At 67.5% G+C, this 12570-nt stretch carries 15 protein-coding genes; 9 read left to right on the plus strand and 6 right to left on the minus strand.

Going from position 1 to position 12570, the window contains the following annotated elements:
• The coding region (locus tag B1964_RS02730; protein WP_079928713.1) for a RidA family protein at positions 1-335 on the minus strand (335 nt) is incomplete at its 3' end.
• A gap of 34 nt (positions 336-369) precedes the next feature.
• Positions 370-1632, minus strand: a complete 1263-nt coding sequence (locus tag B1964_RS02735) for an NAD(P)/FAD-dependent oxidoreductase (RefSeq protein WP_079928714.1) — start codon at positions 1630-1632, stop codon at positions 370-372.
• 171 nt (positions 1633-1803) lie between these two features.
• Here B1964_RS02735 and B1964_RS02740 point away from each other — a divergent pair, with 171 nt between their 5' ends.
• Entirely contained in the window at positions 1804-2739 is a 936-nt protein-coding gene (locus tag B1964_RS02740) for an NADP-dependent oxidoreductase (protein WP_079928715.1), read from the plus strand.
• Between the two features lie 18 nt (positions 2740-2757).
• Here the strand turns inward: B1964_RS02740 and paaI are convergent, their stop codons facing one another.
• The 4 genes from paaI to B1964_RS02760 all read right to left on the minus strand — a co-directional run bounded on the left by paaI (position 2758) and on the right by B1964_RS02760 (position 6227).
• Positions 2758-3129, minus strand: coding sequence for a hydroxyphenylacetyl-CoA thioesterase PaaI (gene paaI, locus B1964_RS02745; protein WP_172398733.1), 372 nt, complete (start codon positions 3127-3129; stop codon positions 2758-2760).
• A gap of 44 nt (positions 3130-3173) precedes the next feature.
• Entirely contained in the window at positions 3174-3488 is a 315-nt protein-coding gene (locus B1964_RS02750; protein WP_079928717.1) for an EthD family reductase, read from the minus strand.
• 5 nt (positions 3489-3493) lie between these two features.
• Complete coding sequence (gene paaZ, locus B1964_RS02755) at positions 3494-5533, minus strand: phenylacetic acid degradation bifunctional protein PaaZ (RefSeq protein ID WP_079928718.1); 2040 nt, start codon at positions 5531-5533, stop codon at positions 3494-3496.
• 79 nt (positions 5534-5612) lie between these two features.
• Positions 5613-6227: a TetR/AcrR family transcriptional regulator gene (locus tag B1964_RS02760; protein ID WP_014361429.1), complete on the minus strand. Its 615-nt coding sequence runs from the start codon at positions 6225-6227 to the stop codon at positions 5613-5615.
• 114 nt (positions 6228-6341) lie between these two features.
• Between B1964_RS02760 and B1964_RS02765 the strand changes: the two genes are divergently transcribed.
• The 8 genes from B1964_RS02765 to paaE are packed head-to-tail and all read left to right on the plus strand — an operon-like array spanning position 6342 to position 12558.
• Positions 6342-7103 (plus strand): enoyl-CoA hydratase/isomerase family protein, encoded by a 762-nt coding sequence (locus tag B1964_RS02765; RefSeq protein ID WP_079928719.1) that lies wholly within the window; start codon positions 6342-6344, stop codon positions 7101-7103.
• The gene (locus tag B1964_RS02770; RefSeq protein WP_079928720.1) at positions 7100-7978 is read left to right on the plus strand and encodes a 3-hydroxyacyl-CoA dehydrogenase family protein; all 879 of its coding nucleotides are present in this window, start codon (positions 7100-7102) and stop codon (positions 7976-7978) included. Before B1964_RS02765 ends, B1964_RS02770 begins: the two co-directional genes overlap by 4 nt.
• Positions 7975-8754 carry an enoyl-CoA hydratase-related protein gene (locus B1964_RS02775; RefSeq protein ID WP_079928721.1) on the plus strand — a complete coding sequence of 260 codons (780 nt, stop codon included), beginning with the start codon at positions 7975-7977 and terminating at the stop codon, positions 8752-8754. The genes B1964_RS02770 and B1964_RS02775 overlap by 4 nt, the downstream gene beginning before the upstream one ends.
• Positions 8755-8767: 13 nt before the next feature.
• Positions 8768-9718: a 1,2-phenylacetyl-CoA epoxidase subunit PaaA gene (gene paaA, locus B1964_RS02780; RefSeq protein WP_006369754.1), complete on the plus strand. Its 951-nt coding sequence runs from the start codon at positions 8768-8770 to the stop codon at positions 9716-9718.
• Positions 9715-10008, plus strand: coding sequence for a 1,2-phenylacetyl-CoA epoxidase subunit PaaB (gene paaB / locus B1964_RS02785; protein WP_006369755.1), 294 nt, complete (start codon positions 9715-9717; stop codon positions 10006-10008). The genes paaA and paaB overlap by 4 nt, the downstream gene beginning before the upstream one ends.
• A gap of 12 nt (positions 10009-10020) precedes the next feature.
• Positions 10021-10938, plus strand: a complete 918-nt coding sequence (gene paaC / locus B1964_RS02790) for a 1,2-phenylacetyl-CoA epoxidase subunit PaaC (RefSeq protein WP_079928722.1) — start codon at positions 10021-10023, stop codon at positions 10936-10938.
• A 1-nt stretch (position 10939) separates the two neighbouring features.
• Positions 10940-11449, plus strand: a complete 510-nt coding sequence (gene paaD / locus B1964_RS02795; protein WP_014361423.1) for a 1,2-phenylacetyl-CoA epoxidase subunit PaaD — start codon at positions 10940-10942, stop codon at positions 11447-11449.
• Positions 11450-11451: 2 nt separating this feature from the next.
• Entirely contained in the window at positions 11452-12558 is a 1107-nt protein-coding gene (paaE, locus tag B1964_RS02800) for a 1,2-phenylacetyl-CoA epoxidase subunit PaaE (RefSeq protein WP_079928723.1), read from the plus strand.
• Positions 12559-12570: the final 12 nt, after the last annotated feature.

Consider the following 12570-nt stretch of genomic DNA (forward strand, 5'->3'; position numbering starts at 1 on the left):
AGCCATCGGCCCATCACGCGGTACACGGTCTCGCGAAACCGGATGTCGGTGAGATACACGGTGACCTTGACGATGTCGCGCAGCGAACTCCCCGACTCGTCGAGCAGCATCGCGATGTTGGCCATGGCCTTGTCGGCCTGTGCCTCGACATCGCCGATGCCGATCGACTCGCGCGTGTCGAGGTCTTGTCCGATCTGACCGCGCAGGTACACCACGCCGCCTGCGACGACGGCCTGGCACAGATCGTTGTCGAGGTTCTGCTCGGGATAGGTGTCGCGGGTGTTGAACGGACGGATCCGGGTGTGGGTGACCCCGCGGGAGGGTGCGGCGCTCATGGAGAGAATCCTTTCGGCTGTCAGGTGCCGGGGCTCAGCGTGCGGCGAGAGCGGGCGCTTCGTAGGCGAGGTAACCGCGCTGGATGGCGATCTGATCGGCGAGATACTTGGCGTCGTGCCAGACACCCCAGATGAAGCTCGATCCGCGTCGCGACAGCCATGGCAGCCCGAGGAAATACACGCCGGGCTCGCTGGAGACACCGCGCTGATGCCGCGGCCGACCGAGTTCGTCGAGGGCCGCGACCTGTAGCCAGTCGTAGTCGTAGGCGAAGCCGGTGGCCCACACGATGGAGGCCACCGAATGCGCCGCCAGGTCGAGTGATCGGACCGGTGTGGTGACGCAGGCCGGATCGGGTCCGATGACCCGGGCCTGCGGTTCCTCGGGCAGATCGAGTCCGTTGCGGGCGATGTGGGCGTCGGCCTCGTCGAGCATCGACAGGTAGTTGGCGTCACCGGCCTCGATGTTGGCGCGCAGGTCGTCGGCAAAGGTCATGACTCCGTCGACGACGGCCTCCGCACGTCCGAGCAGGGTGATGCCATCGGCGGCGAGGCTGCGGAAATCGACGGTGTGTCCGCCGTGAGCGCCGCTGACGGCGATCGTGACATGCTCGGCCCCGGCGGGCGGAACGGCCATGTCCCACTTGCCGAGAACGCCGAGCCACCAACAGAAGTCACGGCCGCGATAGCTGCGCGGGGGACGGTCGTGCGGTCCGACCGCAAGATAAACCGTACGCCCCGATTCGCGGAGCTCGTCGGCGATCTGCACACCCGACGAGCCGGCACCGACGACGAGTACCGCGCCGTCGGGTAGCTGCTGTGGCCGGTGATAGGAACTCGAATGGATCTGGTGCAGTGCCGAATCGGCGGGTACCAGCGGCGGGATGACGGGCTTCTGGAAGGCCCCGGTTGCCGAGACGACGAAGCGGGCGTCGATGGTGCCCTCGCTCGTTTCGACACGAAAACCCGAGCGGCCGTTGTGTCGTCGGACCGAGATCACCTCGACACCGGTGCGGATGGGCGCGGAGATCATCGAGGCGTAGGCTGCGAGATAGTCGGCGACGCCGTCCTTTCCGACGAAGGAATCGGGGTCGGCATCGAATTGCATGTTCGGGAAGCGGTCGTGCCACGCCGGCCCGTTGGCGACGAGGGAGTCCCACCGCCACGAGCGCCAGCGCTCGGCGACGCGATCACGCTCGAGCACCAGGTGCTCGATTCCCTGCGCGCCGAGGTGTTCACTCATGGCGATACCGGCCTGCCCGGCACCGACGATGACCACGTCGATCTGCTCGTTCTCCACTGCCAACCTCCAACGTTCGCCCAATGTCTCGTGCGTCGGATCAAGGATCGCGTGAAGCTGTTGAATCTGTACAGCGGTATTAATCGGTGCATTGCATCGGTTTTCCCGAATACTGTCAGAGCGGTCGACAACCCACGGAATCAATCGATCGGGGAGCCCGTTGCAGCGACCATGCGAGCAATCACCTATGACCGCTTCGGCGGCTCCGATGTCCTGACGCTGCGCGATCTCCCGACACCTCACGTCGGACCCGACTCCGTCCTCGTGCGCGTGCGCGCTTCGAGTGTCAATCCCGTGGACTGGAAGGTTCGCCAGGGCTACCTCGCCGAGGTCCTCGACACCGTGTTCCCGGTCGTCCCGGGATGGGATGTCGCCGGTGTCGTCGAGCAAGTGGGCTTGGACACACCGGAATTCGAGGTCGGCGACGAGGTGTTCGGCTACGTCCGCAAAGACGTCGTCGGTGGGGAGGTGGCGGGCGGAACGCTCGCCGAATTCGTCGCCGCGCCGGTACGAACCCTCGCCCGCAAGCCGGCCGGGTGGTCGTTCGAAGACGCAGCGGCCGTTCCGCTCGCCGGGCTTACCGCGTACCAGACGATTCGGCGCGCGGGCGTGCGATCGGGGCACACGGTGCTCGTCCACGCCGCCGCCGGCGGTGTCGGCTCGTTTGCCGTGCAGATCGCGCGGTCGATGGGCGCCCGGGTGATCGGCACGGCGTCGGCCGCCAATCACGACTTCCTCCGACGCCTCGGTGCCGAACCCGTCACCTACGGACAGGGCCTGGCCGAGCGGGTATGCGCGCTCGAACCCCGAGGTGTGGACGCGGTTCTCGACTATGTCGGCGGTGACGCGCTGGACTCGGTGCCGGAGGTGTTGCGCGCGGGCGGCACCGTCGCCTCCATCACCGATGCGCGGGCGCGAGACGAGTTCGGTGGCCAGTACGTCTGGGTGCGGCCCGACGCCACCGATCTTGCAGAACTCGCCCGACTCGGCGAGACGGGTGCCCTGACTCCCGAGATCGCCGAGGTGTTCGACCTGGCCGATGCCGCCGCCGCGCACGAGCGCAGCGAGTCCGGCCATGTGCGCGGGAAGATCGTCGTCCGCGTCTGAGACCGGCCGGCGCGTGGCTCAGGGGCGGGCGATGGTGCGGCTGTCACCGCGGAATTCGGCGACCACCTGCTCGCCGCAGGTGACGGTGACATCGTAGATCCCATTGCGCCCGAAGCCCGCTACCTCGCGGGCGTCGGCGACGAGCAGGTCACCGGCGTGGGTGGGACGTAGGAAGCGGATATCGCAGCGGGCGGCCACCGCAGCGTCGTCACCGCTGTTGCAGGCGACCGCGAACGCGGTGTCGGCGAGGAGAAACACATAGCCGCCGTGGGTGATGCCGTGGCCGTTGACCATCTGTGCTGCTATGCGCATCGACATCCGCGCCCACCCGGCACCGAGCTCGAGGAGCTCGATGCCGAGCGCGCGAGACGCGTTGTCCTCGGCGAACATCCGCCGCGCGATCGCGTGGTCGGTGACCTCGTCGGGAACCGACGTCACGGACGCACCGAGGTCTCGGCGTGGGTGAACATGGTGACCCCACCGGTGGCGAAGTTGGGCACATCACCTGCGGCGGCGGCCATCTCGGGAGACCCCAGGCCGGCCTTCAACGAGTCGTCGTCGGCGAAGTACAGGCTCGCGACCGAATAGTACGGCGGCTCGGAGCCGTCGAGCGTCGACACCTTGGCATAGGTGTACTCGGTCAGGCCCGGGATCGCATTCGCGAGCGGGATGTGCACCCGCTCGTAGTAGTCGTCGAACGCGGCGGGGTCGGCGGGTTGTCCATAGCAGACGGCAACGCGAACGGTCATGTCGATTACTCCTTTTCGGCTTTGGCGACGAGCGTGAGCACGTCGTAGGTCGCCACCGGGTCGTCGTTCTGATTGGTGACGACGGCATCCCAGCGCACCTCACCGTAATCGGCGCTCTGGCGCGGCGTGATCTGTTTGGCCGTCAACGTGACGATGAGGCTGTCCTCGGCTTTGACCGGGGTGAGGAATCGCAATCCGTCGACACCGAAGTTGGCCAGCACCGGGCCCGGTGCCGGATCGACGAACAGGCCCGCGGCCAGCGACACCACCAGGTATCCGTGGGCGACGATGCCGCCGAAGAGGGGGTTGGCCGCGGCAGCCTCCGGGTCGGTGTGTGCATAGAAGGTGTCGCCGGTGAATTCGGCGAAGTGGTCGATGTCGGCGCGCGTCACCTGACGCGGCCCACCGACGATGGTGTCACCGATCTGCAACTGCGACAGATTCTTCCGGAACGGGTGCACGTCGGTGTGCACGCGGTCGGCGCCGCTGACCCAACGCCGTCCGATCGCGGTGAGGATGTTCGGTGTGCCCTGCACCGCGGTGCACTGCATGTGGTGGAGCACGCCGCGGATGCCGCCGAGTTCCTCCCCGCCACCCGCGCGGCCGGGGCCGCCGTGCACCAGGACCGGCAGCGGTGAGCCGTGGCCGGTGGATTCGGCGGCATCCTCGGCGTTGAGCACCAGAATGCGACCGTGGTAGGCGGCGATGCCGCGCACGACGGTCGCCGCGACATCGGTATCGGCGGTCACCAATGAGGCGACCAGCGATCCACGGCCGCGGGCGGCGAGGGCGATGGCGTCGTCGGTGTCGCGGTAGCCGATGACCGTCGACACTGGGCCGAAGGCCTCGATGTCGTGGATCTCCGGCGCCCAGCTGTCGTTGGCGCGCAACAGGATCGGCGAGAGAAATGCGCCTTTTGACCGCTCGGCGTCGACGAGCTCGACGTGGTCGGGGTCGCCGAAGACGATGTCGGCCGACTTGGTCAGTCCGCGAAGTGATTTCAGGACCTCGTCGCGCTGGTCGATGCTCGCGAGGGCGCCCATCCGGACGTCGGGGGCGGCGGGATTGCCGACGCGGATCACGGCCAGTCTCGTCGACGCGGCCTCGACTACGGCGTCGACGAGCGGCTCGGGGACCAGTGCGCGCCGGATCGCGGTGCATTTCTGCCCGGCCTTGACGGTCATCTCGGTGACGAGTTGCCGTACGTACAGCTCGAATTCGGGATCGTCGACACCGATGTCGGCGCCGAGGATCGATGCGTTGAGTGAGTCCGCCTCGGCGGTGAAGTGCAACCCGGATGCCACCACCGTCGGATGGGCGCGCAGCACGGCGGCGGTGTCGGCCGAGCCGGTGAACGCCACCGAATCCTGTCCGTCGAGATGGTCGAGCAGATCGCCCGCGCTTCCGCACAGTAGTTGCACCGATCCCTCGGGCAGGATGCCGCTCTCGACGATGCGGCGGACCACGAGTTCGGTGAGATAGGCAGTGGCACTGGCGGGTTTGACGATCGTGGGCACGCCGGCGATGAACGCCGGGGCCAGCTTCTCCAGGAAACCCCACACCGGGAAGTTGAAGGCATTGATCTGCACCGCAACCCCGCGTCGCGAGGTGTAGAGGTGCTGGCCGAGGAAGGTGCCATTCTTGCCGAGCGGCTCGACCGGGCCGTCGAGATAGACGGTGTCGTTGGGCAATTCCCGTCGTGTCTTGCTCGCGTAACTCAGGACGGTCCCGAATCCGCCGTCGATGTCGACGGCGCTGTCGCGGTCGGTGGCGCCGGTCTTGCGGGAGAGTTCATAGAACTCGTCCTTGCCCGCCATGAGGGTGAGGCCCAGTTGTTTGAGCAACCCGGCCCGCTCGTGGAAGGTCAGCGAGGCCAGCGCCTCTCTGCCGACGGTGCGTGCATATTCGACCATCGCGGCGCGATCGACACCGGTCGCCGAGATCCGCGCCACCTCCGATCCGTCGACGGCGTCGAGCAACGGCGTGCCCTCGTCGGGCGCGGCGTACCAGCGTCCTTGTGTCCAGCTTTCCAACAATCGGCTCACAGCCCAGCTCCCTCTACCGTCCATTCGGTCGGTAATTACCATCGCCGGGACGTTGGTTCCGTGTCAAGGGGTGGCGGTGTCAGCGCCGGCGGCGCAGTCCGTCGAACGTCATCGCGACCACGGCGTCGGCGAGTTCGTCGACGCTGACCCCGACGCGGGGCCGGTACCACTCGATGAGCGAGTTGACCGTGCCGAACAGCAGCCGCGCCACCAGCGCCGGGTCGACCTCCGGCGAGACATCGCCCTCCTCGGCGGCGCCGATGACGAGGTTGCCGACGAACTCGTCGAACTCGCGTCGACGGGCCAGTGCCCGGCGCTCGACGACCGAGTTGCCACGTACCCGCAGCAGCAGCGTGACGTAGGGGAGTTCGGCGGCCAGGATCTCCACACTGCGCCTGACCAGGTATTCCAGCCGATCGATGTGCCGGCCCTCAGTCGTGCCGGCCTCGGTGGTGGCGGCAAAGAGTGCTCCGAGTGCACGCCCGAGAGCCAGCTCGAGGAGTTCCTGCTTGCCCGAGACGTGGTGATAGATCGACGACTTGCTGATCCCGAGCCGGTCGGCGAGCACATCCATGCTGGTGCCGTCGTACCCCTTCTCGTTGAACACCTTGACCGCGACCGCGAGCAGCGAGTCGAGGTCGTAACCGGGGCGCCCCGGGCGGCCCGTGCGCTTGGCCGGTTTCGCTGTGGTCATGGATCTCATGATGGCAAAGAGTCCGCGGAGTGGCGTCCGGGGTGGGCAAGGGGTTGCAACCGACCAAAAGGTCGGTTATTAATGGAGGGGTCCACAGTGTGAGGAGGGCCAATCATGGCCGGTGCGGTGACCACCGACACGCGACCCGTCGATCTCGACCACGTGGTGATCTCCGACGACGGTGATCGCTACCGGGTCACGCTGAACCGTCCGGAGCGTCGCAACGCGATCACCGGCGAGATGATCGCCGAACTGCACCGGGTGTGTGCGATCGTCGAGCGGGCGCCCAAACCGGTGCTGCTGTGCGGGGCCGGACGCAACTTCGCGGGCGGCGCCGACCTCGCACAGCTCGCCCGACGTACCCGCGACGATGCCCTGGCCGGGATCAATCGCACCCTGTTCGACCGGATCGCGGCGCTCGCGCTTCCCACTGTCGCCGTCGTCGAGGGTTACGCGCTCGGTGGTGGTGCCGAACTCGCCTATGCCTGCGACATCCGCATCGCCGCACCGGATGCGGTGTTCGGCAACCCGGAGCCCGCTCTGGGCATCCTCGCCGCGGCCGGCGCGAGCTACCGCCTCCCGCAACTCGTCGGCATCTCGGTCGCCAAACAGATCCTGCTCGCCGGCGCGCGACTCGACGCCGAGCAGGCGCTCCGGCACGGCCTGGTCATGGAGGTCGCCGACGACCCGTTCGCCGCGGCCGAGACCGTCATCGATCGCATCGTCGCGCAGTCGGCGCTGGCGCTGCGCCTGTCGAAGACCGTCATCGACGCCCCCGGGCATCACCCGTGGGCCGACGACATCGCACAGGCCGTGCTCTTCGAAGGACCCGACAAGACCGACCGCATGGCCGCATTCCTGGAGAAGAAGTCATGAACAGCAGCACTTCTGGCGGCGATCTCCCGGCAACCGTCGGCGTCGTCGGTGGCGGACGGATGGGCGCGGGCATCGCGCAGGTCTTCGCCGAGCGCGGTGTCACGGTGACCATCGCGGACTCGCTCGACCAGGAGGGAGCCCGCAGTCGTGTCGCGACCGGTCTGCAACGCGCCGCGGACCGCGGCCAATTGGGGGGACGGGCACCCGACGAGGTTCTGACACGGGTGCACACCGTCGGTGAACCTCGCGCGTTGCCGACGGATCTCGGTCTGGTCGTCGAGGCGGTTCCCGAGAACGTCTCGCTCAAACTCGACGTTCTCGCGCAGGTCGCCGAGACGGCGGCCGCCACCACCGTCATCGCCTCCAACACGAGCTCCCTGTCGATCACCGAACTCGGTGCGGCACTGTCCGACCCGTCACGATTCGTCGGCATGCACTTCTTCAATCCGGTGCCGGTCTCCGAACTCGTCGAGATCGTGTGGGCCGGCACCACCGCCCAGAGCACCGTCGACGCCGTCCGCGGATGGGTCGACGCCCTCGGCAAGACGGCGATCGTCGTCAACGACTCCCCGGGATTCGCCACGAGCCGGCTCGGGGTCCACCTGGGTCTCGAAGCCATCCGGATGGTCGAAGAAGGCGTTGCCGACGCCGAATCCATCGACCGCGCCATGGAATTGGGCTATCGGCACCCGATGGGTCCGCTCCGGTCGACCGATCTCGTCGGACTCGACGTGCGGTTGGCCGTCGCCGACCACCTCGCCGCGACCCTCGGGGCGCGATTCGAACCGCCACAACTGCTGCGCGACAAGGTTGCCCGCGGTGAACTCGGTCGCAAGTCCGGCCGTGGCTTCTACGATTGGAAGGCTGACAGATGACAGCGACACTGGAGATCACCGACGGACTCGCCACCATCACGCTGGCGCGCCCGCGCGCCCACAACGCGCTCGACGTCGAGACCAAGACGGCGCTGCGCCAGGCGATCGAGAAGGTCGCGGGTGATCGCACGGTACGTGCGGTATTGCTGGCGGCCGAGGGCAAGAACTTCTGCGTCGGACAGGATCTCGGCGATCACGTCGCCGAACTGAAGAAGTCGCCCGAGCATGCGATGGACACCGTCGCCGACCACTACAACCCGGTCATCCGGGCGCTCGCGGGCATCGAGGTGCCGGTGATCGCGGCCGTCCGCGGTGCCTGCGTCGGTGCGGGATTCGGGATCGCGCTGACCGCCGACATCCGGATCGCCTCGCAGAACGCCACGTTCGCCACCGCATTCGCGGGCATCGGTCTGGCGAGTGACTCGGGCCTCTCGCATCATCTGGTCTCCATGCTCGGCAGTAGCCGCGCCACCGGACTGCTGATGCTCGGCGATCGCATCGACGCCGCGCAGGCCCTCGATTGGGGACTTGTGCATCGCGTCGTTGACGATTCCGATTTCGATTCCGCCGCAGTGGATCTGGCTCGTCACCTCGCCGACGGACCCACCGAGGCGTTCCGCCGGATCAAGGGCCTGGTCGGGGCCGGCGCCGTCGGACTGAGCGAAGCGCTGGACCGTGAGTACGACGCACAACGTCACCTCGGGGCGACCGCCGACCACGCCGCCGCCGTCGAGGCATTCCTCGACAAGCGCACGCCCGAGTTCAGCGGTCGCTGAGAGAGCAGGAACGATGACCGACACGCAACTACAGCAATCCGAGCTTCAGCAGTCGTTCGACGCGACCATCGCCGCCGAGGCGCGCATCGAACCGCGTGACTGGATGCCCGAGGGCTACCGCAAGACGCTGATCCGGCAGATCGCCCAGCACGCGCATTCGGAGATCATCGGCATGCAGCCCGAGGGAAACTGGCTGACCAGGGCTCCGTCGTTGCGGCGCAAGGCGATATTGATGGCCAAGGTGCAGGACGAGGCCGGCCACGGCCTCTACCTGTACTCGGCCGCCGAGACACTGGGCGCCGATCGCGCCGACCTCACCGACAAACTCATCTCCGGGCGGCAGAAGTACTCCTCGATCTTCAACTACCCGACGCTGACCTACGCCGACGTCGGGACCATCGGGTGGCTGGTCGACGGCGCGGCCATCTGCAACCAGGTACCGTTGTGCCGCAGCTCTTTCGGACCGTACGCCCGGGCGATGATCCGCGTGTGCAAGGAGGAGTCCTTCCATCAGCGGCAGGGTTATGAGCTGCTCACCACAATGATGGGTGGCACCGACGAGCAGCGCGCGATGGTCCAGGAATCCGTCGACCGGTTCTGGTGGCCGGCGCTGATGATGTTCGGTCCGCCCGATGACCGTTCGCCCAACAGCGAGCAGTCGATGGCGTGGGGTATCAAGCGGCACAGCAACGACGAGCTGCGCCAGAAGTTCGTCGACATGAGCGTCCCGCAGGCCGAGGCCCTCGGCGTGAGCTTCCCCGACCCGGATCTGGCGTGGAATGCCGAACGCGGACACTACGACTTCGGCGAACCCGACTGGAGTGAATTCACCGAGGTCGTCAAGGGCAACGGTGCGATGAACGTCGAACGGATCGCCGTCCGCCGCGCCGCACACGAGGACGGCGCCTGGGTGCGGGACGCGGCAACGGCTTTCGCCGCACGGGAACAGGAGAACCACCGATGAGTGACATCAAGGCGGAATGGCCGCTGTACGAGGTGTTCGTGCGCGGCAAGCGTGGGCTGAACCACGTGCACGTCGGGTCGCTGCACGCCGCCGACGACCAGATGGCCTTGCGGCATGCGCGCGACGTGTACACCCGCCGCAACGAGGGCGTCAGTATTTGGGTGGTGCGCTCGGCCGACATCGTCGCCACCAGTCCGTCGGAGAAGGACCCCTTCTTCGCCCCGAGCGGCGACAAGGTGTACCGGCATCCCACGTTCTACGACATCCCCGACAACGTCCCCCACATGTGAGAGGACGACGACATGACCGATCATGACAACGCCTACGAGGGCCTCGTCGACGAGGATTCGCACGGCCAGTGGGCCTTCGGCACCAGCTTCGACGATCCGCTCGCCGGCGTCGACACCACCGTCCCCGACGACGTCGACCACGCCGCGCTGGCCGCCTACTGCCTGATGCTCGGCGACGACGCGCTGATCAGTGCTCAGCGACTCGCCCAATGGTGCACCCACGCACCCGAACTCGAGGAAGAGGTGGCGCTGGCGAACATCGGACTCGACCTCCTCGGTGCGGCGCGGCTCCTGCTCGCCCGCGCCGCGGCCGCCGATCCGGCTGTGGTACCCCACATCTCCGAGACCACGCCGGTGCCCGCCGAAGACGCACTGGCCTTCTTCCGGGACGAGTCGTCGTTCCGCAACGTGCATCTCGTCGAGATCGCCAACGGCGACTTCGCGGTCTCGCTCGTCCGGCTGCTGGTGTTCTCGACCTGGCGACTGGCCCTGTTCGACAGACTGCGCACCTCACGGGATCCGGTGCTGGCCGCGGTCGCCGACAAGGGCGTCAAAGAGCTGACCTATCACCGTGATTACGCGGCCCGCTGGGTGGTCACCCTCGGGTGCGGCACCGCGGAGTCACGACGCCGTCTGCTCGACGCGCTGTCGCGGGTGTGGCCCTACGTCGACGAGCTGTTCGTCCCGGCATCCGAGGAACTCGCACTCGCCGTCGTCGGCGTCGCGGTCGATCCCGCTTGCGTGCGAAGCGAATTCGACGACATCGTGGGCCAGGTCTGTCACGCCGCCGAGGTCGAGATCCCCGACGGACCGCACATCGGACGGGTCGGGGGCCGCGCCGGGCGTGACGGTCTGCACACCGAGCACATGGGATTGCTGCTCGCCGAGATGCAGAGCGTGGCCCGTCGCCACTCCGAAGGGGTGTGGTGAGATGCAGACACTCGCAACCCGATCCGCGCGTGAGATCGTGGAATCGATTCTCGACCCGGAGATGCCGATGGTCACCCTCGCCGACCTCGGGATCATCCGCGAGGTCCGGCTCGACGATCCCGGCGCGGTGACCGTCACGATCACCCCGACCTACTCGGGCTGCCCGGCGATGGCCACGATTCGCGACGACATCACCGCGGCACTGCAGCGTCACGGATTTGCCGACGTCACGATCCGGACCAGCCTCACCCCGGCGTGGAGCACCGACTGGATCACCGACGAAGGGCGCGCCAAGCTCGTCGAGGCCGGCTACTCGCCACCGAGTGCTGCTCCGCTGCGGCCGTCCGGGCCGATCCCGCTGACGTTGACCGCGCGCCCGCGCGAGGTGGCGTGCCCCCAGTGTGGTTCGACTCGTACGCAACTGATCTCGGAGTTCGGTGCCACCCTGTGCAAAGCCCACTACCAGTGTCTGGCGTGTGCCGAGCCGTTCGATCACGTCAAGGAGATCTGACCGTGACCGCAACCGTCGAGACCACCGCCGTTCCGGTCACCGGTCCGTCGCGCAACCGCGACTTCCACCGCCTGACCGTTGCCGACGTCGAATCCCTGTGTGACGACGCCGTCGCCGTCCGGTTCGACGTTCCGCCGGATCTGCGGGACACCTTCACCTTTCGGCCCGGACAGTCCCTCACGTTGCGGCGAACGGTCGACGGGACCGAACACCGGCGCACCTACTCGATCTGCGCGCCCGCGGGCGCCGCGCCGCGGGTGGGTGTTCGTGAGGTCAATGGGGGACTGTTCTCGAGCTGGCTCGTCCATCAGGTGCGTCCCGGCGATCGCATCGAGGTGCAGCCGCCATCGGGATCGTTTCAGGCGAACCCGGATTCGGGCGGGCGGCACCTGTTGATCGCGGCCGGCTCGGGCATCACCCCGATACTGTCGATCGCTGCGTCGATGCTGGCGACTCCCGACGCCGAGGTGACGCTGATCTACGCCAACCGCAAGACCCGGTCGGTGATGTTCGCCGAGGACATCGCCGATCTCAAGGACGCCCACGGTCCGCGGTTCGACGTGATCCACGTGCTCTCCCGCGAGCCGCGCGAGGCCGAATTGTTCAGCGGGCGACTCGATCGTGATCGTCTCGAGGAGATCCTCACCACCGTCGTACCGACCGGCGACATGGACCACTTCTGGTTGTGCGGCCCGCTCGGCATGGTCGAGGCGGCCGAGGAGGTGCTCCTGGCCCGTGACATCGCCAGGGACCGTATCCACCACGAACTCTTCTACGTCGAGGCAACGCCGCCGCCACCGGATCGGCATCGGGAGCCGGGGATCTCGGGGCCCACCAGCGAGGTGAACATCGTCCTCGACGGACGTTCGGTTGCCGGTTCGCTCTCTCGGGACGAGAGCATCCTCGACGCGGGGGAGAACCTGCGCTCGGACCTGCCGTTCGCCTGCAAGGGCGGGGTGTGCGGAACCTGCCGCGCCAAGATCACCTGTGGGGAGGTCGACATGCGACGTAACTATGCCCTCGAGGAGTCCGAGGTGGCCGCCGGGTTCGTCCTCACCTGCCAGTCCTATCCCGTAACCGAGTCCGTGACCGTCGATTTCGACGCCTGACACCGTCCTCCC

Origin of the sequence: Gordonia sp. i37, assembly GCF_002043085.1 — a bacterium.
Lineage (GTDB): Bacteria > Actinomycetota > Actinomycetes > Mycobacteriales > Mycobacteriaceae > Gordonia > Gordonia polyisoprenivorans.

What these genes read in the sequence shown, in the direction of transcription:
- B1964_RS02770 (WP_079928720.1), top strand. Translation starts at nt 7,100, where the DNA reads ATGAACAGCAGCACTTCTGGCGGCGATCTCCCGGCAACCGTCGGCGTC.
- paaB (WP_006369755.1), top strand. Translation starts at nt 9,715, where the DNA reads ATGAGTGACATCAAGGCGGAATGGCCGCTGTACGAGGTGTTCGTGCGC.
- B1964_RS02775 (WP_079928721.1), top strand. Translation starts at nt 7,975, where the DNA reads ATGACAGCGACACTGGAGATCACCGACGGACTCGCCACCATCACGCTG.
- B1964_RS02765 (WP_079928719.1), top strand. Translation starts at nt 6,342, where the DNA reads ATGGCCGGTGCGGTGACCACCGACACGCGACCCGTCGATCTCGACCAC.
- B1964_RS02760 (WP_014361429.1), bottom strand. Translation starts at nt 6,227, where the DNA reads ATGACCACAGCGAAACCGGCCAAGCGCACGGGCCGCCCGGGGCGCCCC.
- paaD (WP_014361423.1), top strand. Translation starts at nt 10,940, where the DNA reads ATGCAGACACTCGCAACCCGATCCGCGCGTGAGATCGTGGAATCGATT.
- paaA (WP_006369754.1), top strand. Translation starts at nt 8,768, where the DNA reads ATGACCGACACGCAACTACAGCAATCCGAGCTTCAGCAGTCGTTCGAC.
- paaC (WP_079928722.1), top strand. Translation starts at nt 10,021, where the DNA reads ATGACCGATCATGACAACGCCTACGAGGGCCTCGTCGACGAGGATTCG.
- B1964_RS02740 (WP_079928715.1), top strand. Translation starts at nt 1,804, where the DNA reads ATGCGAGCAATCACCTATGACCGCTTCGGCGGCTCCGATGTCCTGACG.
- B1964_RS02750 (WP_079928717.1), bottom strand. Translation starts at nt 3,488, where the DNA reads ATGACCGTTCGCGTTGCCGTCTGCTATGGACAACCCGCCGACCCCGCC.
- paaI (WP_172398733.1), bottom strand. Translation starts at nt 3,129, where the DNA reads ATGTTCGCCGAGGACAACGCGTCTCGCGCGCTCGGCATCGAGCTCCTC.